The sequence below is a fragment of the Kaistella flava (ex Peng et al. 2021) genome (assembly GCF_015191005.1).
Taxonomy (GTDB): domain Bacteria; phylum Bacteroidota; class Bacteroidia; order Flavobacteriales; family Weeksellaceae; genus Kaistella; species Kaistella flava.
Map to the genome: position 1 here is coordinate 3,695,454 of NZ_CP040442.1, position 21,246 is coordinate 3,716,699.

General features: G+C 34.3%; 25 protein-coding genes. 13 read left to right on the forward strand and 12 right to left on the reverse strand.

Features of this window, described 5'->3' with window-relative positions; all coding sequences use genetic code 11:
• Nucleotides 1-6: 6 nt before the first annotated feature.
• Nucleotides 7-1,212: a metallophosphoesterase gene (locus tag Q73A0000_RS16710; RefSeq protein WP_193812028.1), complete on the reverse strand. Its 1,206-nt coding sequence runs from the start codon at nucleotides 1,210-1,212 to the stop codon at nucleotides 7-9.
• Between the two features lie 68 nt (nucleotides 1,213-1,280).
• On the reverse strand, nucleotides 1,281-2,348 hold the full coding sequence (locus tag Q73A0000_RS16715) for a 3-oxoacyl-ACP synthase III family protein (RefSeq protein WP_193812029.1): 1,068 nt from the start codon (nucleotides 2,346-2,348) through the stop codon (nucleotides 1,281-1,283).
• 105 nt (nucleotides 2,349-2,453) lie between these two features.
• Between Q73A0000_RS16715 and Q73A0000_RS16720 the strand changes: the two genes are divergently transcribed.
• The 6 genes from Q73A0000_RS16720 (at nucleotide 2,454) to rny (ending at nucleotide 7,146) form a co-directional block, all read left to right on the forward strand.
• Nucleotides 2,454-3,026 carry a hypothetical protein gene (locus tag Q73A0000_RS16720; protein ID WP_193812030.1) on the forward strand — a complete coding sequence of 191 codons (573 nt, stop codon included), beginning with the start codon at nucleotides 2,454-2,456 and terminating at the stop codon, nucleotides 3,024-3,026.
• A gap of 63 nt (nucleotides 3,027-3,089) precedes the next feature.
• On the forward strand, nucleotides 3,090-3,752 hold the full coding sequence (gene ubiE / locus Q73A0000_RS16725; protein ID WP_410504134.1) for a bifunctional demethylmenaquinone methyltransferase/2-methoxy-6-polyprenyl-1,4-benzoquinol methylase UbiE: 663 nt from the start codon (nucleotides 3,090-3,092) through the stop codon (nucleotides 3,750-3,752).
• Between the two features lie 4 nt (nucleotides 3,753-3,756).
• Nucleotides 3,757-4,542 carry a porin family protein gene (locus tag Q73A0000_RS16730; protein WP_193812031.1) on the forward strand — a complete coding sequence of 262 codons (786 nt, stop codon included), beginning with the start codon at nucleotides 3,757-3,759 and terminating at the stop codon, nucleotides 4,540-4,542.
• A 150-nt stretch (nucleotides 4,543-4,692) separates the two neighbouring features.
• Nucleotides 4,693-4,995, forward strand: coding sequence for a hypothetical protein (locus Q73A0000_RS16735; protein WP_193812032.1), 303 nt, complete (start codon nucleotides 4,693-4,695; stop codon nucleotides 4,993-4,995).
• Nucleotides 4,995-5,282 carry a cell division protein ZapA gene (locus tag Q73A0000_RS16740; protein WP_193812033.1) on the forward strand — a complete coding sequence of 96 codons (288 nt, stop codon included), beginning with the start codon at nucleotides 4,995-4,997 and terminating at the stop codon, nucleotides 5,280-5,282. Before Q73A0000_RS16735 ends, Q73A0000_RS16740 begins: the two co-directional genes overlap by 1 nt.
• 289 nt (nucleotides 5,283-5,571) lie before the next feature.
• Nucleotides 5,572-7,146 (forward strand): ribonuclease Y, encoded by a 1,575-nt coding sequence (gene rny / locus Q73A0000_RS16745; RefSeq protein ID WP_193812034.1) that lies wholly within the window; start codon nucleotides 5,572-5,574, stop codon nucleotides 7,144-7,146.
• Between the two features lie 270 nt (nucleotides 7,147-7,416).
• Here rny and Q73A0000_RS16750 read toward each other — a convergent pair whose 3' ends face one another.
• Both Q73A0000_RS16750 and Q73A0000_RS16755 read right to left on the reverse strand, forming a co-directional pair.
• Nucleotides 7,417-7,929: a PepSY-like domain-containing protein gene (locus tag Q73A0000_RS16750; protein WP_193812035.1), complete on the reverse strand. Its 513-nt coding sequence runs from the start codon at nucleotides 7,927-7,929 to the stop codon at nucleotides 7,417-7,419.
• 123 nt (nucleotides 7,930-8,052) lie between these two features.
• Entirely contained in the window at nucleotides 8,053-8,517 is a 465-nt protein-coding gene (locus Q73A0000_RS16755; RefSeq protein ID WP_193812036.1) for an acyl-CoA thioesterase, read from the reverse strand.
• A 69-nt stretch (nucleotides 8,518-8,586) separates the two neighbouring features.
• Here Q73A0000_RS16755 and Q73A0000_RS16760 point away from each other — a divergent pair, with 69 nt between their 5' ends.
• Together Q73A0000_RS16760 and Q73A0000_RS16765 are read left to right on the forward strand one after the other, a co-directional pair.
• Nucleotides 8,587-8,940 (forward strand): arsenate reductase family protein, encoded by a 354-nt coding sequence (locus Q73A0000_RS16760; RefSeq protein WP_193812037.1) that lies wholly within the window; start codon nucleotides 8,587-8,589, stop codon nucleotides 8,938-8,940.
• A gap of 497 nt (nucleotides 8,941-9,437) precedes the next feature.
• The gene (locus Q73A0000_RS16765; protein WP_193812038.1) at nucleotides 9,438-9,866 is read left to right on the forward strand and encodes an Hsp20/alpha crystallin family protein; all 429 of its coding nucleotides are present in this window, start codon (nucleotides 9,438-9,440) and stop codon (nucleotides 9,864-9,866) included.
• A 70-nt stretch (nucleotides 9,867-9,936) separates the two neighbouring features.
• Here the strand turns inward: Q73A0000_RS16765 and gcvT are convergent, their stop codons facing one another.
• Both gcvT and idi read right to left on the reverse strand, forming a co-directional pair.
• Nucleotides 9,937-11,016, reverse strand: a complete 1,080-nt coding sequence (gcvT, locus tag Q73A0000_RS16770; RefSeq protein ID WP_193812039.1) for a glycine cleavage system aminomethyltransferase GcvT — start codon at nucleotides 11,014-11,016, stop codon at nucleotides 9,937-9,939.
• Between the two features lie 250 nt (nucleotides 11,017-11,266).
• Nucleotides 11,267-11,779 (reverse strand): isopentenyl-diphosphate Delta-isomerase, encoded by a 513-nt coding sequence (gene idi / locus Q73A0000_RS16775; protein ID WP_193812040.1) that lies wholly within the window; start codon nucleotides 11,777-11,779, stop codon nucleotides 11,267-11,269.
• A gap of 244 nt (nucleotides 11,780-12,023) precedes the next feature.
• Between idi and Q73A0000_RS16780 the strand changes: the two genes are divergently transcribed.
• Both Q73A0000_RS16780 and Q73A0000_RS16785 read left to right on the forward strand, forming a co-directional pair.
• Complete coding sequence (locus tag Q73A0000_RS16780) at nucleotides 12,024-12,425, forward strand: phosphoheptose isomerase (RefSeq protein ID WP_193813764.1); 402 nt, start codon at nucleotides 12,024-12,026, stop codon at nucleotides 12,423-12,425.
• A gap of 8 nt (nucleotides 12,426-12,433) precedes the next feature.
• A complete protein-coding gene (locus Q73A0000_RS16785; RefSeq protein ID WP_193812041.1) occupies nucleotides 12,434-13,393 on the forward strand; it encodes a D-2-hydroxyacid dehydrogenase in 960 nt (319 codons plus the stop codon).
• Between the two features lie 72 nt (nucleotides 13,394-13,465).
• Here Q73A0000_RS16785 and mscL read toward each other — a convergent pair whose 3' ends face one another.
• Complete coding sequence (mscL, locus tag Q73A0000_RS16790; RefSeq protein ID WP_193812042.1) at nucleotides 13,466-13,837, reverse strand: large conductance mechanosensitive channel protein MscL; 372 nt, start codon at nucleotides 13,835-13,837, stop codon at nucleotides 13,466-13,468.
• Between the two features lie 160 nt (nucleotides 13,838-13,997).
• Here mscL and Q73A0000_RS16795 point away from each other — a divergent pair, with 160 nt between their 5' ends.
• The gene (locus Q73A0000_RS16795; RefSeq protein ID WP_193812043.1) at nucleotides 13,998-15,491 is read left to right on the forward strand and encodes an NAD(P)H-hydrate dehydratase; all 1,494 of its coding nucleotides are present in this window, start codon (nucleotides 13,998-14,000) and stop codon (nucleotides 15,489-15,491) included.
• A 104-nt stretch (nucleotides 15,492-15,595) separates the two neighbouring features.
• On the opposite strand, the gene lgt is transcribed toward Q73A0000_RS16795, so the two are convergent.
• Nucleotides 15,596-16,465: a prolipoprotein diacylglyceryl transferase gene (gene lgt, locus Q73A0000_RS16800; protein ID WP_193812044.1), complete on the reverse strand. Its 870-nt coding sequence runs from the start codon at nucleotides 16,463-16,465 to the stop codon at nucleotides 15,596-15,598.
• A 29-nt stretch (nucleotides 16,466-16,494) separates the two neighbouring features.
• Entirely contained in the window at nucleotides 16,495-16,734 is a 240-nt protein-coding gene (gene yidD / locus Q73A0000_RS16805; protein ID WP_193812045.1) for a membrane protein insertion efficiency factor YidD, read from the reverse strand.
• Nucleotides 16,735-16,867: 133 nt separating this feature from the next.
• Between yidD and Q73A0000_RS16810 the strand changes: the two genes are divergently transcribed.
• The gene (locus Q73A0000_RS16810) at nucleotides 16,868-18,145 is read left to right on the forward strand and encodes a replication-associated recombination protein A (RefSeq protein WP_193812046.1); all 1,278 of its coding nucleotides are present in this window, start codon (nucleotides 16,868-16,870) and stop codon (nucleotides 18,143-18,145) included.
• A 28-nt stretch (nucleotides 18,146-18,173) separates the two neighbouring features.
• On the opposite strand, the gene pheA is transcribed toward Q73A0000_RS16810, so the two are convergent.
• Nucleotides 18,174-19,013: a prephenate dehydratase gene (pheA, locus tag Q73A0000_RS16815; RefSeq protein WP_193812047.1), complete on the reverse strand. Its 840-nt coding sequence runs from the start codon at nucleotides 19,011-19,013 to the stop codon at nucleotides 18,174-18,176.
• A 178-nt stretch (nucleotides 19,014-19,191) separates the two neighbouring features.
• Nucleotides 19,192-19,608 carry a hypothetical protein gene (locus tag Q73A0000_RS16820; protein ID WP_193812048.1) on the reverse strand — a complete coding sequence of 139 codons (417 nt, stop codon included), beginning with the start codon at nucleotides 19,606-19,608 and terminating at the stop codon, nucleotides 19,192-19,194.
• A 198-nt stretch (nucleotides 19,609-19,806) separates the two neighbouring features.
• On the opposite strand from Q73A0000_RS16820, the gene pepE reads away from it, so the two are divergent.
• Complete coding sequence (pepE, locus tag Q73A0000_RS16825; protein ID WP_193812049.1) at nucleotides 19,807-20,499, forward strand: dipeptidase PepE; 693 nt, start codon at nucleotides 19,807-19,809, stop codon at nucleotides 20,497-20,499.
• Between the two features lie 202 nt (nucleotides 20,500-20,701).
• Here the strand turns inward: pepE and Q73A0000_RS16830 are convergent, their stop codons facing one another.
• A complete protein-coding gene (locus tag Q73A0000_RS16830; RefSeq protein ID WP_193812050.1) occupies nucleotides 20,702-21,112 on the reverse strand; it encodes an acyl-CoA thioesterase in 411 nt (136 codons plus the stop codon).
• Nucleotides 21,113-21,246: the final 134 nt, after the last annotated feature.

The window sequence follows — 21,246 nt, forward strand, 5'->3', positions numbered from 1 at the left end:
TTTAATTTAACTCAATTCAAATAAGGTGATTTCTGGATCGATTCCAACTCTTCCCGGATAGCCAATTACGCCGAAACCTCTATTTACATAAAGAAGTTTTCCGTTGCTTTCATATAAATCTGCCCATTTTTTATAACGGTATTGTACGGGAGACCAGCGGACGTTTTTCAAATCGAGCCCGAATTGCATTCCGTGAGTATGTCCTGAAAGCGTGAGTTGTACATTTGAAGGATGATTTTTTACGACATAATCAAAATGCGTTGGATCATGACTCATCAATATTTTTGCAGCTTCAGCAGGAACTCCAAGTGCTGCTTTATCCAAATCCCCATATTGAGGAAAAGGTTTTTCACCCCAATTTTCTACACCAAGTAAATATAGCTTTTCACCGTTTTTTTCAATAATTCGGTGTTCATTTCGAAGCATTTCAAAACCTGCTTGTTTTTGCAGTTCAATTAGATTTGGAATATTCTGGGCTTTTTCCTGCATTGATTCCCAGGCGCCGTAATCACCGTAATCATGATTTCCGAGAATTGAAAATTTACCATCTTTAGATTGTATGCTTTTAAATAATGGAATAAAAGGTTTGAATTCAGATGCATAATTATTCACCATATCGCCGGTAAATAAAACTAAATCTGGCTTTTGCTCATTAATTAAATCGATGGCTTTCTGTAGTTTTTCAGGATGAAAAAAACTTCCGGAGTGCACATCTGAAATTTGAACTATTTTATAACCTTTAAAACTTTTGGGTAAACCAGCGATTTTTAATTTCACTTTTCTGACCGAATGCCTGTATTTTCCAAAAATAATTCCATCTAAAAATAAACCTGAAAGTAGTGCAGCACTTCCTATTCCTACGATACTTAAAAATTTGCGACGTTCCGGAAAATGGTTTTCACCTGAACCAAATGATTGAAAGGTAAATTGAAGACCTCTTCCTATATCTCCAATTAAAAGAAAGAAAGCGACAAGAAGTTTAGGAAGCATGAAAATCATAAAGACTGACGAAATGAGTTGTACCCGAGAATGATCGCGGTCTGTCCTTTTGAAATTCAGCACTTCATAGAGAAAAAACAAATAAACTAAGAGTGTAATTACCACGTAAGCAATTCTTAAGTAGTTATTATTGGTTAGGGTTTTAAAAGCTTGGTAAACGTAGAATTCTAGGGCGAATAAAATTCCTGTTATGATTAAAATATTTCTTTGCATGTTTTATTTAGTCAATAAAAAAGCACAAAAACAAATTTTGTGCTATTCTATATTTTTGAAGTTTTTAATTAAGGAAAACGATAAACAATTGCATTGATGTTCATTCCTGCTCCTACAGAAGTGAACACGACATTTCCTTTTTCTTTGAAAGATTGACCTTTCATTTTTCCTTTGATAATAAGGTCAAACATAGTCGGAATCGTCGCAACAGAAGAATTTCCTAAAAACTGAATCGTCATTGGCGAAACATCGTGATCGTAATCTGACTTTCCGTATAATTTAAATAAACGGGAAATCATGGCATAATCCATTTTTGCATTTGCTTGATGAATTAGGATTTTATCAATATCGTCGATTGTTAAATTTGCTTTGTCAATGGTTTCTTTAATGGCGTCAGGAACGTTTTTCAATGCATATTCATAAATTTTTCTTCCATGCATTCTGATATATAAAGGTCTGCGGTCTTCATCTTTTTTCAATGAAGGAGCATTTTCGAGATAATTTAATTCTGGTCCATTATCGCAAATCGTAGAATCAGCAATAATTCCTACGGATTCATCATCAGTTGCTTTTACAACAACAGCACCAGCTCCGTCAGCAAAGATCATTTTATTACGGTCAAAAGCATCTGTAACTCTACTTAAAGTTTCGGCTCCGATAACCAATATTAATTTTGCTTTTTTAGCTTTAATAAGTGTGTCTGCCATAATCATGGCTTCAACCCAACCTGGACAACCGAAGATCATATCATAATTGACTGTTCTTCTATTCTTAATGCCGAGTTTATTTTTCACTCTGGAAGACATAGAAGGCATAAAGTTGCTCATTCCATTTTGGTCAACATCACCAAAATTACTTGCGTAAATAATATAGTCTAAATCTTCTTGGTCAATATTCGCATCAGCAATTGCTTCTTTGGCTGCACGATGTCCCAAATCAGAGTTAAACTCATCTTCTTCTAGGTATCGTCTCTCTTCGATTTCGGTAATTTCTACAAATTTTTGAATGACTTCTTCATTCGGTTTATCGATTTTGTCACCTTCGTCGGTATAAAAAACAGAGTCCATGAAATGTTCTTTACCGATTACCTTTGTCGGAATATAACTTCCTGATCCGATTATGATTGTATTGGGCATATATTTATATGAAAAATTGAGGACAAATTTAAGAATTATTATTGTACTGCAATAAAACAAAATTATTATTAAATTTGCAAAAGTTTTTTCACCAGAATATTTTATATGAAAATCAGTCCATCTACCAAAGGTTTAATTATATCAGTTATTACTGTATTGTGCGCCTTTGGGATTTATAATTTCTTTTTAGCCAAAAAAAATTATTACCTTGTAGATAATCCTACCGACCAAACCTATTATTTTAACATTAATAATGAAGGCGAGAAAATTATTTCCGCAGGTCAGAAAGTACATGTTGATTTAAAAAAAGGTAAAAATGATATTAAAGTTTTTGACGGTCAGAAGAAGATGTTATATGATTCAGGTTTTGTAGTGAATAAAAACCGTGGCCTGTTAAATATCGCTCATCAGGATTATTACGTTAATGAACAGTTTTACGGTTACGGATTGAATAAAGATTCTTTGATTGCAGTAAGAAAACAGACTGACATAGATGGAAAATTATATCTGAACAGTCCGGTGCGTTTTAATAAATTATATACCGATGCTTTTTATTATAACATCGATGAAGATTACGATGGAGTTGTAAAAAATATCCAGAAAGTAGAATCCAGAACAAAGATTTTCCGAAAACAAGATTTTTTGAATTATTATAAAGAATATTATCAATTTAAATAAGATATTTTGAACCAAGTTACCCCCTACAATACCGAAGCCGGAAAGAAAAAAGAAGTCGAAGATATGTTCGACAATATTGCCCCGAAATATGATTTGTTGAATCATGTACTCTCTATGAAAATTGATGTTTTGTGGAGAAATACTTTGGTTAAATGGATGAATGCTGATCAGCCGAAAGAAGTTTTGGATGTTGCCACCGGAACTGGAGATTTAGCAATCGCTGTACAAAAAGGTACTGGCGCAAAAATGATCGGTTTAGATTTATCTCAACAAATGCTGAATGTTGGTATTGAAAAAATCAAGAAAATTAATTTGACCAACCAAATCGAAATGATCAAAGGAGATGCAGAAAATCTTCCTTTTGAAAGCAATAAATTCGATGCGGTTTCCGTTGCTTTTGGAGTGCGTAATTTCGAGAACTTAGAAAAAGGTTTGTCAGAATTGAAAAGGGTAGTGAAGGAAGATAAAAGCGTTTATATTTTAGAGTTTTCTAAGGTTGAAGGGTTTTTAGCTCCATTTTATATGTTTTATTTTAAAAATATTTTGCCACAAATTGGTAAATTGGTTTCAAAAGATAATCGTGCATATACCTATTTGCCAGATTCTGTAAATGCTTTTCCATTCGGAGAAAAAATGAAAACTATTCTTTTAGATGTTGGATTTAAAAAAGTAGAATACAAAAAACTAAGTTTAGGAATCGCAACTATTTACAAGGCAACTAAATAATAATATGTTGAAAAACTTTTTTAAAACGGGCATCGTTGCTGCGCTATGTTTCGCGACATTTAGCAATGCACAATTGTTCAGAACCAAAGACAGGATGGATAATCTGGAAGGATTTGATGAGCAACAATTCAGTTATGGGTTTTTTCTTGCTGCCAATAATTTCGATTATAAATTGGTTCTTCACCCAAAGTTCGGAATGGATGGTCAGAAAAGTTTGGTTCAAACGAAATCAGCCTACAGTTTCGGCGCTGGTCTTATCGGGAAATTAAGATTAAATGATTATTTTGATTTAAGAGTAGAACCGGGATTGCAATTTGTAGAACGTGAAATCTATTTCGATACCCAGTCGAACGATCAGTTCGCAGCAGGAACTCCCGCAAACCAACCTTTTACTCCGAGAGTTTTAACAGAAGCAGATAAATTACGAACGGTAAAATCTACTTATGTAGATATTCCTGTATTAATTGAAGTACATGGTGACCGTTGGTATAACTCCAGACCGTACGCTGCAGCAGGAGTAAACTGGATGATGAATTTACAATCCAACAGTAAATCTGAAGATGATAATCAACAAGGCATTTTTCGCACCACTGCGAGTAACTTTGCTTGGTCAGCAGAAATCGGGATGCAGTTTTATTTCAGCAGATTTAAATTGACTCCGGGCTTCAGAGGAACTTTTATGATCAATAATGAATCGGTTGCTGATAATGCAGAAACACCGCCATATTGGACGTCTGCAATTTCAAATGCAAAAAGTAGAGCATTCATGTTTGTACTGAAATTTGAGTAAAAATAATACTGTTTTTTAATACAAAAGAGAAGGTTCCAGGGCTTTCTCTTTTTTTATTTTGTAATTTCTAAAATTAGTCTTCAATAAGTTATACTTTCAAATTAATTTTTTATATTTTTGCTACAGAGTTAGAATAAATTAACCTGGGAAATGCTCAAAGATTTAGAAAATAATTTTTCGATTTTAGAAAAGAAGATTTTAGCGGTAAGTAAGAACTACGAGAATCTTAACGAAAAGTTTTTAGAATTAAATCAGGAGCATGATGAGTTGAAGATGAAATACGAAGAGGAGAGAAAGAGAAATCAGGTTTTAGCAGAAGAACAAAAAGATATAAAACTTTATTCAGCAATATCAGGAAATCCAGACCACAACCGATTGATGAAAAATCATATAAATCGGTTAATCAAAGAGGTAGATTATTGTATTGCGGAACTTCAAAATAGTGGATTGTAATGGATGTAAGAAGAATAACCATCACGATTGCCGGAAGGAGTTATCCGTTGAATGTGCCCTCCGCAGAGGAAGAAACTTTGCGAAAAGTGGGGAAACAGATTGAAGCGATGATTAAAGATTTTGAACAGAATTTTGACGTTAGAGATAAACAAGATGCTTTGGCAATGTGTTGCTTAAAATTAGGAACCAACGCTGAAGTCGCACAAATCAATAACGATAAAAATATAAAAGATTCCACGGAGCGATTGAAAAATATCAATCAATTTCTGGAAGAGTTGGAAAAGTAGATTTTTCTTTTCCAATCAACGACTGCCTACAATAGTTCTAACACATTACAGGTAAACTCAACGCAAAACTATTACCGAACGAAAGTTTATTTAATGGCGTGCCGACTTGCTCGGATTACAGAAAATAGAAAACAGTTCAAATCGTGTTGATTAGGAGTTTACTCTAAATCCGTGAATTATTGTAGGCTTTTTTTTAATCAATAATCAACGTTAAAGCATTTTAAAACAAAGGAATTTTAAATGATAACAGATTGATTTTTAACATACTTAATATTAAAACTAAACATATATGACAACAACTATCGCTATAATTATCGGTATTGTTTGCTTAGGTATAGGAGCTGTAATTGGAATGGTTTTTTCCAAAAGCGGTCTTAACGCAAAAGCAAAATTCATCGTAGAAGATGCAAAGAAAAATGCCGAGAATCTTATAGAAAAAGCCACCGTACAGGCGGAATCAATTAAGAAAGAAAAGCATTTTCAGGCCAAGGAAAAATTCATGGAACTGAAATCGCAACATGACGCAGACATTCAATCCAGAGAAAGAAAAATGCAGGATTCTGAAAAGAGAATCAAAGACAAAGAACAAAAGCTTAATGACGAATTGAGCAAAACAGGAAAATTAGAAAAAGACCTTGACCGTCAAATTGCAGATTACAGTAAAAAACATGAAATTCTTGAAAGAAAACAACAGGAATTAGATACGGTAACAGCTCAAAAAGTAGAAATTTTAGAAAGAATTGCAGGTTATTCAGCAGAAGACGCGAAGAACGAATTGGTAGAAGCTTTAAAAGCAGAAGCTAAAACGAGAGCTCAAGCTCATGTGCAAAACATTATGGCTGAAGCGCAATTGAATGCTAAACAGGAGGCTAAGAAAATTGTTATTCAAACGATTCAGAGAATTGGTACAGAACAGGCGATTGAAAATTCGGTGTCTGTGTTCAATATCGAATCTGATGAAGTTAAAGGTAGAATTATTGGTAGAGAAGGTCGTAATATCCGTGCTTTAGAAGCTGCTACAGGTGTTGAAATCATCGTCGATGATACTCCGGAAGCAATTTTACTTTCGTGCTTTGATCCGGTTAGAAGAGAGATTGCAAGGCTTTCACTTCACCGTTTGGTAACTGACGGTAGAATTCACCCAGCGAGAATCGAAGAAGTGGTCGATAAAACCAAGAAAATGATTGAAGAAGAAATCATCGAAGTTGGTAAAAGAACGGTTATCGATCTAGGAGTTCACGGACTTCACCCAGAATTAGTAAAAATCGTGGGAAGAATGAAATTCCGTTCTTCTTATGGACAGAACTTATTGCAACACTCGAGAGAGGTTGCCAACATCGCAGGAACAATGGCTGCAGAATTAGGACTCAACGTTAAGTTGGCGAAAAGAGCAGGCTTACTTCACGATATCGGTAAAGTTCCAGAACAGGAATCTGAATTACCACACGCGCTTTTAGGAATGCAGTGGGCGGAGAAATACGGTGAAAATCCTGAGGTTGTAAATGCAATTGGAGCTCATCATGACGAAGTAGAAATGACGACTTTATTATCACCAATCATTCAGGTTGCCGATGCGATTTCTGGAGCAAGACCAGGCGCAAGAAGACAAGTGTTAGAATCGTATATCCAAAGATTGAAAGACCTAGAAGCTGCTGCTTTAAGTTTTGATGGTGTTTCCAGCGCTTATGCAATCCAGGCAGGTAGAGAACTTAGAGTAATGGTAGAAAGTGGAAAAGTGAGCGATGATCAATCTGCACAACTTTCTTACGACATCTCTGAGAAGATTCAAACAGAGTTAACGTATCCAGGACAAGTTCGGGTAACGGTAATTCGCGAGACAAGATCTGTGAATATTGCGAGATAAATATTTCGTATTAATTATACAAAACTCCTTTCAGTAATGAAAGGAGTTTTTATTTATATCGTTATTTTGTAATCAATTTATACAAGTTATAAGTATTAATGAGTCTGATTTTGGAAAAATGATGCCACGAATGCACGAATGTTTGATTTTGAATATTCGTGCATTCGTGGCATAAAGTACAATAAATCTTCAATCAAAATTGAAAGTTTTTGGTAAGGTTATTTTTAGACTGCTTTATAAATATAATTGGTATTATTTGTTACTTTTCCATTAGTCAATTCTTAAAAAAGTCCCATTCATATCAAAGTCTAAATCAATGCCATTTAGAAGATCAGCTTTGATCATGTTTTTATCAGATTTTCGCTCCAAGCTTTTGATTTTTATGTCTTTGTAATTTTTATTTACGTACGCTTTTATATTGGCAGGAACCAGAACGTCGGGAACTCCATTATAATCTTTAATATCTTTCCAGTTCTCGCTGTTGTCAAATTCCACTTCAACACCATTATTTAATTTAACCTCGTATTCTTTCCCCCTAGTATTTGTTTTTACTTTATATTTTGAAATTGGAATACCTGCATAATGTTCAGTTAAAAAATTTTTTACTTTTTGTGGAAGATCTTGCTCAGCGTTAGACGCCTCTGAATTAGACTTTATCACTTCTGTTTTTGAAGTTTTGGTAGTGTTATCAGTAGGATTTTGTACAACTACTTTCTTTTCACATGATGAAAAAACAAAGGTGCTCATCAATATTGACAGTGTTGCTAATTTTAGATTTTTCATAATTGGGATGTTTTTTAAAAATGAGTTGAATGCTTATTTTTTAAGTATATAAATTGAACAAATTCAGTACCAATTCATTAATCATCTTCAGAACATTCTTTTATAGCGAAGTTTCAATTTGAATTACATAAACGGCTTCATTTCATCCTCAATCTTTTTCCGCAGATCCATCAATTTTATAGCATACTTTTCCATGTGTTTATCCTGCTCTGTTGTTGGAATAAACTTCGGAACTTCCACAGAATTTCCTTCATCATCAACGGCAACAAAAACAATTATACAGTGTGTTTTCTTTTCGAAATCTTTCCTTTTGATATTTCGTGAGAAAACATTGATAGCGATATGCATGCTCGTTTTTCCAGTATAAATAACTTCCGCTTCCACTTTTACGATATGACCAATTTTAATCGGCGAATAAAAGCGAATTCCACCCACGTAAACGGTGACGCAATAACTGGAAGACCAAGAACTCGCACAAGCGTAACCTGCTTGATCAATCCATTTCATTACACTTCCGCCGTGAACATTGCCACCATAATTAACATCGCTAGGTTCCGATATAAACTGAAAAACTGTTTTATTTTGCATAAATTCTTATTAAAAATTAAAGGTATTCATTAATTTTTAAAATCTTGAATTTATCCCTAAATTTGAAACATGCAAAAAGTATTTTATCTAAAAACCTGCGGAACCTGTACGAAGATTTTAAAAATGTTTAATCTTTCCGATTGGGAATTACGTGAACTCAAAAGTGCACCGATTACTGAAGAGGAATTAGCCCAAATGTATCAACTTACAAAATCTTACGAAGCGCTTTTCAGCCGAAGATCAACTCAAATAAAAGCCAGAAATATTGAGCTCAAATCTTTAGAAAAAAACGATTTTAAGGAATTAATATTAGATCATTATTCTTTTTTGAAACGACCAGTTTTCCTTACGGACAAAGAAATTTTTGTAGGAAATGATAAAAACAATATTGAAAATTTAGAACAGTTTTTTAGCGGGAAATGATAAGATTATTATTCATCCTATTTTTATCTATAAACCTTTTAGCACAAACGGTTTATAAAACGCCGTCCGGTTCTAAATACCATCTATCAAGTTGCAGAATGGTGAAAAATGTTTCATCATCTTTACCAATAGATAAAGCAGTTCAATCTGGACTCACTTCCTGTAGTATTTGTAAACCACCTGTTAGACAAACTTTTGGAATAATTTCAATACCTAAGAAAACTCCGGGAGTTAATTCCCAGAATAGGTGTTATGCAACCACAAAATCAGGATCGCGCTGCAAAAGAAATACCCGTATTGGAAATAATTTCTGTTTCCAGCATATTCCTAACTAAGTCAATTTTTTATTTTTCCAAAGGAATTAATGTTGAATATATGACTTAATGTCCATTAAACCAGCGGTATGTGAAATTTTGTCGCTTAAACTTAAAAGGCATTGTATTTGTAAACTTCTTGATATAATTAATCGAAAATGTTTAACCCAAAAATTAAATACAATGAATAATTTAAGCAAAAGAAACAGTTTTTTCGATGACTTTTTCACCAAAGATTTAATGGGATCTGACCGAAGACCATTTGCTGAAAACTCGTTAACTATTCCATCCGTCAACGTAAAAGAGGAGGAAAATCGTTTTGAAATACAAGTCGCTGCGCCAGGAATTAAAAAACAAGATTTTAAAATTAACTTGGATCGAAATGTATTGAGTATTTCAAGTGAAAATAAATCGGAAAATGAAGAAGTAGATAAGGATGGAAACTTCACCAAAAGAGAATTTAACTACAGTTCTTTCAGCCGTTCTTTCACCTTGCCAGAATTGGTCGAAACCGACAAAATAGAGGCAACTTACGAAGATGGAATCCTTAAAGTTTCAGTACCGAAAAAAGAAATCTATTCTCCGACACTGAAAACAATTGAGATCAAATAACATACAATAACTCACGAAAAAAGCGACTGATTTTTCAGTCGCTTTTCTGTTTCCTATATTTTAAAATGTCTTACACAAAAGGAGTCTTCACCACTTTCGCCGGAACATTTTTATTTCTGATCTGAATAAAGATATCAGAACCGATTTTGTTGTGACCAGTCGCCACATAAGCCAATCCAATTCCAATTCCTTTCATCGGACTCATCGTTCCAGAAGTCACTTTTCCGATTTCATTTCCTTCAGCATCAACCACCAAATAATCATGTCTTGGGATTGCTCTTTCCTGCATTTCAAAACCAACTAATTTCTTGGTAATACCTTCTTCTTTTTGTTTTGCAAAACGTTCTTTGTCCACAAAATCTTTATCAAATTTCGTGATCCAACCCAATCCTGCTTCAAGCGGAGAAGTCGTATCATCGATGTCATTTCCGTATAAACAGAAACCTTTTTCCAAACGTAAAGTATCTCTGGAAGCTAATCCACAAGGTTCGATTCCAAATTCTTCACCTGCTTCAATAATGGCGTCCCAAAGTTTTACAGCATCTTCATTCTTAAAATAAATTTCAAAACCGCCACTTCCTGTATAGCCAGTATTCGAAATAATCACGTCCGAAACTCCCGCAACCGTTCCCACTGAAAAGTGATAATACGGCATTTCAGAAAGATTAACGTCCGTTATTTTTTGCAAAGTTTCAGTCGCTTTCGGACCTTGAATTGCCAACAAAGACATTTCATCCGAAGCATTGGTTAATTTCGCTCCGAACTTTTCATTATGTTTAGAAATGTGCGCCCAGTCTTTCTCAATATTCGAAGCATTTACAACCACGAAATATTTTTCATCAGACATTTTATAAACAATCAAATCATCAACAATTCCACCGTTTCCATTTGGCAAACACGTGTATTGCGCTTTTCCATTTTCCAGCGTGTCCACATTATTGGTGCCAACGTACTGTAGTAAATCCTTTGCGGTAGGACCTTCTACGAAAAACTGACCCATGTGCGAAACATCAAAAACGCCCACTTTTTCACGAACCGTAAAATGTTCCTGCGTTACGCCAGCATATTGCACAGGCATTTCAAAACCTGCAAAAGGCACCATTTTCGCACCAAGCGACACATGTTTCTCAAATAAAGGAGTTCTTTTCATATTTTCTTTTTATTAATTTATTTTTTTAGGAGCAACCAGATTTTAGTTTCTTTGAAAACCCGTCCCGCTGTCCGTTATATCCACTCACCGCTGTCGCGGATTCGTGGGATGCCACTTCCATCGGGGCTATAATTACTTTCCTGTTTTCTTTCGGAGGATTTTTGGTAGAAGAGTTCTTATGTAATTGGATGTTTGAGTTTATAATTCACCATTTACCATTCACCATTCACAATTACTTATTATTTATCTCTCACAGTCTGTCCTTATATTCGCCAAGAATAATCTTAAACCATTCCGTAAAATTCTCCGGATTCGATTCCATTTCTGCATCAAGAGCTTCCATAGTAATATACCTGATCTCTGAAACTTCTTCCTCATTCAATGAAAAGTCTCCGTCATAATTTCCGGTAAAAACGTGGTCTAATTCATGTTCCCAAAGATTTCCACCAACATCAGCTTTATAAATAAAATGAAACTTTGGAGTTAATTCCATTCCTTCGATTCCTAACTCTTCTTTTAATCTGCGCTGTGCAGCTTCCAGATAGGTTTCATTAACTCTTGGATGGGAACAAACAGCATTCGTCCATTGATTTGGAGAATGGTATTTTTCGGCAGCTCTTTTTTGCAAGAGAACTTCTCCTTTTTCATTAAACAAAAAAACCGAAAAAGCACGGTGCAAAAGTCCGTTTTCGTGTGCCTGCATTTTATCCATTAAACCCAGAACTTCATCATTTTCTGAGATTAAAACTACTTGTTCTTCCATCTTCACAAAATTAACATTAATAAATCTATTAAGGAAATTTTTAACTTCATTTTAACCTTCAAAAACAGTGATACACGGAATTGAGCTTTCAAAGAAATTCATGAAAATATCGTTTTATAATGAACGTTTTATCGGATCCAAATCTTCTTTAAGTAAATTAAAAACCGTAATGTATAATGATAAAAACATTTAATAGGCTGAAAATCAACGAAATTTTGTAATTTTGATCGTTAAATTTTTTATGATGGAATTAGAATACAAAGATCATTTAAGCCCAATGCTTAAAGGTGATGTCAAGAATTATTTAATTGATATCGATGGTACAATTACAGATGATGTGCCGAATGAAGAACCCGAAAGGATGAGTACTTGCGAACCATACTTGGACGCTTTAGAAACGATTAACAGATGGTATGATCAAGGCCATATTATTTGCTTTTTTACTTCCCGAACAGAAAATTTAAAACAAATTACCATCGATTGGCTTGATAAACATGGCTTCAAATACCATAGCGTTTTATGTGGAAAACCACGTGGTGGAAATTATCATTGGATCGATAATCACATCGTTAAAGCGACAAGATATAAAGGTAAGTTTACAGATATGATAGAGAAAACAGAAACGATAGAAGGTTTTAACGATTAAAATAAGGGATGAAGATATTAGCAAATGACGGTTTAGATCAATCAGGAATTGATGCACTAACAGAAAAAGGTTTCGAAGTAATAACCACTAAAGTTCCTCAGGAATTTTTAGCAGATTTTATCAATGGACATCAGATAAGGACACTTTTGGTGAGGAGTGCAACACTCGTTAGAAAAGAGTTGATTGATGCTTGCCCAAGTTTGGATATCATTGGTCGTGGTGGCGTAGGCATGGATAATATCGATGTTGATTATGCCCGTTCGAAAAACATTCATGTAATCAATACGCCGGCGGCTTCTTCAGCTTCTGTCGCTGAACTTGTTTTTGCACACTTGTTTTGTGGAGCAAGATTTTTACAGGATTCAAATCGAAAAATGCCGTTAATTGGCGATACTCAGTTTAATCAATTAAAGAAATCGTACGAGAAAGGAATTGAACTTCGTGGCAAAACCATAGGGATTGTCGGAATGGGCAGAATCGGTCAGGAAGTTGCAAGAATCGCTTTGGGATTAGGAATGCGCGTCATCGCTGCCGATAATAATATCGGACGTGCGAGCATAAAAGTGAAGTTCTATAACAACCAATTCATCAATGTTGATATTGAAACAGAACCTTTAGAAGATGTTTTAAGACATGCAGATTTTATTACGCTTCATGTTCCTGCCCAGAAAGAAGGTAGCATGATTGGTGCAGCTGAATTTGTAAAAATGAAAAATGGTGCAGTGATTGTCAATTGTAGCCGAGGTGGTGTTATTGACGAACAAGCCTTAATCAATGCGCTAGATTGTGGGAAAATTGCTTTCGCAGGATTAGATGTTTTTACTAATGAGCCAACTCCTTCTAAGCAGATTTTAAACCATCCAAAAATCTCTTTAAGTCCACACACAGGAGCTTCAACCGTTGAAGCACAAGATCGAATCGGACTTTCTTTAGCCGAACAGATTTGCAGTATTTTACAAACTTACTAGCAAAAGCAATCTTCTTTAAAAATAAAAAGACGCACTGAAAAGTGCGTCTTTCTTGTTTAATAGTAAATGCTATTATTTATTTTTCAATAGGTCTCTAATTTCTGCAAGTAGCTCTTCTTGAGTAGGACCAGCGGGTGCCGGTGCTGGTTCTGGTTTCTGCATTTTGGTAGCAGCTTTAATGATAAGGAATAAAACAATGGCAATACATAGGAAACTGATTACTGCCGAAAGAAAATTCCCATAAGTAACGCTATGCCATTCTAATTTTGAGATGTTTTCTGCGCCTGCAGCTTTTAACGCAGGATTCAATAATAGCGGTGTAATTACATCTTCAACCAATGAAGAAACAATTTTTCCAAAAGCAGCTCCGATAATTACTGCAACGGCTAAATCCAATACATTCCCTTTGAATGCAAACGCTTTAAATTCTTGAACGATTCCCATAATTGTATGTTTTAAATTTTTTTTACAGAGTAAAAATAGAAAATTATTTTAAAACAGGTCGTTTAATTGCAGAAAATTCTAATTTTTTTAAAAAAACTTACGAAAGCTATTGGGTGTTGAATATTTTCAGTAGTTTTAAATAATAAAATAATTTTATCAAATGAAAATTTTTTTAGCATCACAAATTAAAAAATGGGACTCATTTACGATGAGAAATGAAAGCGTCTCTTCTCTCCAATTAATGGAAAGAGCAGCGCAATCTTGCGTGAATTGGTTTTTTAATAATTTTGAAAATAAGTTTTCGTTCTCTATTTTTTGCGGTCAGGGGAATAATGGTGGCGATGGTTTTGCAATTGCAAGATTGTTGTATTACAAAGGTTTTGACGTCACAGTTTTCACAGACGAAAATCAAAAATTTTCAGAAGATACTTTAGTTAATTTTCAACGGTGCAAAGAAATTTCAGCAATTGATATTCTCGATTTCGAGCAGGTTAACGATTTTACATTTAAAGAAAATTCGGTCATCATTGACGCTCTTTTCGGAATCGGACTCAATAGAAAAATTGAAGGTAAAATTGCTACATTAATTAAATTTTTAAATGAGTTACCCTTCCCAAGAGTTTCTGTTGACATTCCTTCTGGTTTAATGGCAGATGAAATGATTGACGAAAATGCAATTGTTTTTAAAGCAGATGAAACTTTGACTTTCCAAGCCTGGAAGAAAGCAATGCTGCATCCCGAGACTGGAGTTTTTTGTGGCAATATTCACATCATGGACATTTTTCTGAGCGACGAGTTTAATTCCTCAGAGGAATCTAATGAATTTGTAACCGGAGAAAAATTGATTCATAAAATTTATAATATCAGAAGTGAATTTTCACATAAAGGGACTTATGGAAAAACAAACCTTGCAGCGGGAAGTTACGGTAAAATGGGCGCAGCTGTTTTAGCAACAAAAGCCGCGCTGAAATCGGGGAGTGGATTAACTTTTATACTCGCTCCAAAATGCGGTTATGAAATTTTGCAAACTTCTTGTCCAGAAGCGATGTTTATTAATGGCGGAGAAAATCATATTATCAATTTTGACTTTGAAGAAGATGCCGTCATTGGAATAGGACCAGGTTTAGGAACAAATTTCCAAACAGAATCTGCATTCATGGAGTTTTTGAAACAGTACAAAAAACCATTAGTTATTGATGCTGATGCACTAAACATTATTGCAAAACATACCCAGTTTTTAAAGCATATTCCTAAAAAATCGATTATCACGCCACATCCAAAAGAATTTGAGCGACTTTTCGGAAAGACTGAAAACTCTTTTGAACGATTAAAACTTGCGCGTCAAAAAGCACAGGAATTACAAATTTATATTGTTCTGAAAGATCACCATACGCAGATTATTACTGCTGATAATCAGGTTTATTATAATATTACCGGGAATGCAGGAATGGCGAAAGGTGGAAGTGGCGATGTTCTGCTGGGGATTGTCACTTCTCTTTTAGCTCAGAATTATTCACCTGAACATGCAGCGATATTTGGAGTTTGGCTTCATGGTAAAGCCGGAGATTTTGCAGCACAAAAATTTTCAAAAGAAGCGATGTTGCCTTCAGATTTAATTGATGAAATAGGAACAGTGTTCAAATATTTAAACTAAAAAAAATCCTTCCAAATGATCGGAAGGATTGATTTTAAAAGAAATTTCACATCCTTTAGGAACGAGGAAAAGGAATTTTCTTTTTGTAAATTAATGCTATAAACCTATTCTGGTTTTTCGTTTTGTTCTTCGGTAATTACATTGTTTTTCGAATACCACATAATCACGAATCCGGCAATCATAAATGGAATTGAAAGAATTTGTCCGGTATTTAATCCTGCAATATGAATGAATTCGTCACCTTGTGGTTCTTTCAGGAATTCTACAAAGAATCGAATCGCCCACAGGATGACAAAGAATAAACCAAACAACCAACCTTGATGGTATTTTTTTCTGGTGTATCGGTATAAAACCCACAATAAAATGAAGAGTAAGAAATAACCAGCTGCTTCAAATAATTGCGTTGGATAGCGAGGAACAATTGCTCCATATTCAGAACTCTGTTGTGGAAATAAAATCGCAAACGGAGAATTTTCAGGTGCTGGTTTTCCGATAATTTCAGAATTAAAAAAGTTTCCCATTCTTACGAAAGCGCCGCCTAAAGCAACAGGAATACCGATTCTATCGTAAACCCAAAATGGATTTTTCTTAATGATTTTTATACTGTAATATAAGGTTGTGAAAATCAAAGCGATCGTTGCACCATGACTTGCTAATCCTGAAAATCCCGTGAATTCCAAATGTGGTTTTGTGCGGATTGGTAAAAATACCGACCAGAAATCTTGTTTGAAAAGTTCCGGCTGATAAAAAATAACATGTCCCAATCTGGCTCCTAATATAGTTCCGATTAAGGTCCAGGTGAAAAGTGGTTCTACATATTTTAAGTTAACGTTATCAATTTTGTAAATTTTCGTCATCAGCGCATAGCCGAGACCAAAAGCGAAAATAAACATTAAACTATAGTAATGAAGGGTAACTGGTCCTAAAGGAATTCCTGTGGACGGATCCCAGGTAGAGTATAATAAAGTCAGCATATTATTTATTCATAAATTTAAAATTATAATTAATGTTTACATTTTGGTGGCACCGGATCATAACCTTCTCCGCCCCAAGGATGACATCGTGCAATCCTTTTCGAGCCTAACCATAAACCTTTTATCGGGCCGTGAATTTTCAGGGCTTCTATCATATAGCTGGAGCAGGTTGGTTCGTACCGGCAGCTTTTTGGCAATAACGGAGAGATGAACCACTGATAAAATTTTATCAGGACAACCAAAGGAAATGTGATGATTTTGTTGAACATTGCGTTGCAAAAATAACTAAATAGTTTAAATTTGCTTTAAGTTTATCTTTAAAGTTGCTATCCTATAAGTTAAGTATCTTTGATTTTTAAATTTGAACCCGTCCTATTTTATCCAAAACTTCAATTTTCTATCTTGAATTCTAATGCTCCACTTGCCGAAAAACTACGACCAAAAACTTTAGATCAGGTTTTGGGGCAAGAACATTTGACCGGAAAAAACGGACCGATTCGGAAAATGTTAGAGAATGATACTTTGAATTCTCTTATTTTTTGGGGACCACCCGGAACTGGGAAAACGACTTTAGCAGAAATTATTTCAGAAACTTCTGGACGGAAATTTTATAAACTTTCAGCCGTTTCAAGTGGAGTGAAAGATATTAGAGAAATCATTGAAGAAGCTAAAAAGCAAAACCTCTTTTCCGGAAAATCACCGATTTTATTTATTGATGAAATTCACCGATTTAATAAATCTCAACAGGATTCTTTGCTTCATGCAGTTGAGAAAGGTTGGGTGGTGTTAATGGGCGCAACGACTGAAAATCCTAGTTTTGAGGTTGTTTCAGCTTTGCTTTCCCGTTCTCAAGTTTATATTCTGAAAGCTTTAGAATATGAAAAGTTAGAAGAGTTGATCGATATTTCTTTGAAAAAATTTAATCAAGATTCAAATTCGGATTTCAGTATTAAAGATAATGAAGCATTGATTCAATATTCTGGTGGCGACGCTCGGAAGTTGATTAATGCGGTAGAAAATGTATTGAATCAATTTAAAAATTCTGAAAAAAAAGAAATTGATAATCAAGATGTGCTTTCGGTTTTACAGGAAACCATGGCGCTTTATGATAAAAATGGCGAACAGCATTATGATATTATTTCAGCCTTCATCAAATCGATGCGAGGTTCTGATCCGAATGGTGCGGTTTACTGGTTAGCGAGAATGCTGGTTGGTGGTGAAGATATTAAATTCATTGCTAGACGAATGTTGATTTTAGCTTCAGAAGATATTGGATTGGCAAATCCTAATGCTTTGGTGATGGCGAATAATTGTTTTCAAGCAATCAACGTCATTGGGAATCCGGAAGCCAGAATTATTTTAAGTCAAACAGCGGTTTACTTGGCAGTTTCGCCAAAAAGCAATTCTACTTATATGGCGATTAATGAGGCAATTTCTAATGTTAAAAAGACTGGAAATCTTCCAGTTCCATTGCACTTAAGAAATGCTCCAACCAAATTGATGAAGGATTTAAACTACGGAAAAGACTACGATTACGCTCATTCTCACGAAGGGAATTTCGTTGATTTAGAATTTCTGCCGGAAGAATTGAAAGGAACTTCTTTTTACAAACCCGGAAATAATTCTACCGAAAATAAAATTGCTGATCAACTCAAAAAGAAGTGGAAGGATAAGTATTGATTTTGAACTTTTCCAAATCTTCAAAATATTAGCTTTCCAACAAATACTCATTATAATGTCCCAGAAATTTGACGGTTGCTCCAATTGATAATAATTCTTCGAGCGCATTTTCCGATAGAATAGGGTGCCATTCATTAGAAATATTAATGAAGAAAAAGTAATTTCCCAAGCCCGTTTTCAATGTTCGGCTTTCAATTTTTGAAAGGTTCATCTGTCGCCAGGCAAAAACAGAAAGTACCTGATGTAGACCTCCCGCGTGATCTTCAGGAAGCGTTATTAGTAAAGACGTTTTCTCTGAAGTTTTTGGAATGTTGAGTAGTAATAAATGATCCTTTTTTGAAATTACGATAAACTTAGTGTGATTCTGCTCAAAATCCTGAATATTAGAATTGATGATTTTTAAGCCGTATAATTTCGCCGCGTAAGAATTCGCAATTGCGGCCCATTTTTCCTGTGGGTTTTCGGAAACTAATTTTGCAGCTGCTGCGGTAGAGTTAAAATCCCGGGTTTCTCTATTTTTAAAATGTTCGTGACGAAAATGAAAAGTTTGCGCTAAGGCTTGGGGATGCGAAATAATCGTTTTGAAATTTTCATTTTCAGGGTGAATCATTAAATGATGCTCAATCGGCATTACCACTTCTGTTTCAATATGAATTCCAGCAAAATCATAGAGATAATCCAAAGTCATTGAAACAGTTCCTTCAATCGAGTTTTCTAAAGGAACCACGGCTTTATCAACTTCGCCATTGATCACAGCATTGAAACAATCTAAAATGCTGGATTGTGGAATAAGTTCGTTTTCTGGAAAAATTTGGGAACATGCTAATTGCGTAAAACTTGCGTGTGGACCTAGGAATGCGATTTTCATTCAGCAAAAATAAAAAAGCCATTCGAATAGAGCGGCTATATTAAAGTTATTTTTAAAATTTTTAAATCGTAGAGGTTTTTTAGTTCATTTTTAATTCAAATTAAAACCAAAAAAATCCGTCTCGTTAAATAACAAGACGGATTACAATTTTAAAATAATAGAAAGTGTCAGTAGATGACTAGTTCATTTGGGTTGGAGAAACTGTGATTTCCGGCATCGCATAAATGTGCGATTTTGCGCGAAGTGCTACAATTTTCTTAATGTAATTCAAATCTTTTGCTTCATCAATCGTCATATCTTTGAATTCATAGATTTTTACGACTTTATTGTCATTAAAAGATTTTGTCACATTATTAAATTCTTCTTCATTTTTCACAGAAACACTTGTAATCAAATGATCGGTAGTGTTATTTAATTCTGTTTTCGAAGTTCCGAAGAGTCTTTTCCAGAAGTTTCTTTTCAGGTCCGGCGCATTTTCTTTGTCGGTTCTGTAAATGATGTAATCCTGGTTTTTGATTCCTGATTTTTCAATTCCTGCAGAAACTTCTTTGATGTTTTCCTGGCTTGGAAAAAGACCAACAATCGTGTAATTCATAATAAAGTGTTTTAGTTGTTAAATTCTATGCAAATATACTTTGTAATTATTCATAAAAAGAAGTTTTTAAATATATTAACAGAAAGTTGACAAAAATCAGGAATAATTTTATTAATATGATAATTATCGATGGGGTCGATTTTAAGATATTTTCAATTGATTATCTTTACGCTTCTCAAAATTAAAATTGTTATAACTATGAATATCCTGTTAGCATCGACTTCTACGCTTTTTGGTGGAACCTATTTGGGTTATATTAAATCAGAAATTACTGAACTTTTTAAAGGAATTGACGAAATCATTTTTATTCCGTTCGCAAGACCTGGCGGAATTTCGCATGATGATTATACCGCTACTGCAAAAGAGTTTTTTGCACAACTTAATATTAAGGTGAAAGGATTGCATGAATTTGAAAATCAAATCGCAGCAGTAAATGAAGCGAAAGGTTTTTTTACCGGTGGCGGAAATACTTTTTTATTAGTGAAAACTTTGCATGAAAAAAATTTGATGCAAACTATAAAAACGAATGTAGAAAACGGAAAACCTTATATGGGAACGAGTGCCGGATCGAATATTGGTGGCCTGAATATGAAAACCACCAACGATATGCCGATTGTTTATCCGCCAAGTTTTGAATGTATGGGTTTGGTTCCTTTTAATATTAACCCTCATTATCTGGATCCAAATCCGGATTTAAAACATAACGGTGAAACGCGCGAAACCAGAATCAAAGAGTTCTTAACTCAAAATGATACAAAGGTGATCGGACTTCGGGAAGGAAATTGGATTCGAAGAATTGGAAATCGAATTACCGTTGAAGGAAATGAGATGACCAGAGTTTTTGAAAAAGATAAAGAACCTTACGAAATTGAATCCGGAACTGAACTGTAATTTTTAAAACTCAAAAACTCACAAAAGCTTTATTTTTGATTTTACAGTATTGTTAATAAAGTTCACCAAAACTTTGAATAATGTAATTTTTGGAAGAAATCGAAATTTGACAAACTTTAAAATAAAAATTATCTATTAAAAATCTTTGTCAAGAACACTTGATAAATTTCTTAAAAGTAAATTATTTTAAAGTTTATTTAATTTAATCTTTCCAATTTTTTTCAATAAGTTTCATTAAAAAATCTGGACACTTTATCACTTTGTTTTTTTTCGAATCAAGGAAAAATAAAGTTGTTTTTGCCTCCGTAATTTTCTCTTTAGAATCATTATAAATTTCATATTCAAAATCGATTCGTACGCCCGGAATTTTTTTAATAAAAGTATGAATTTCGAGATTTTGATCGTAGAGAGCTGGTTTTAAATACTTAATGGAAAATTGGGAGACCGGCAACCAGATTCCACGGTGTTCTATCTCATCATATGGCATCCCAAGTTCCCGAAAAAGTTCTACTCGAGCTACTTCAAAATAGGTAGCATAGTTGCCATAATAGACGTATTTCATCGGGTCGGTTTCTGCGTAACGTACTCTTATTGTGTGAGTTGTGTGTATCATCTTAAGTGGTGAATTAGTCATACAAATATATTTCTAATTAATCAATAGGACAAAGATTTTTTTTTGACGTTTAAAAATTACATCTTTGTCTTCCCGTCAAACTTAACAAGCGAAGGAAAAATTGCAGCACGAAA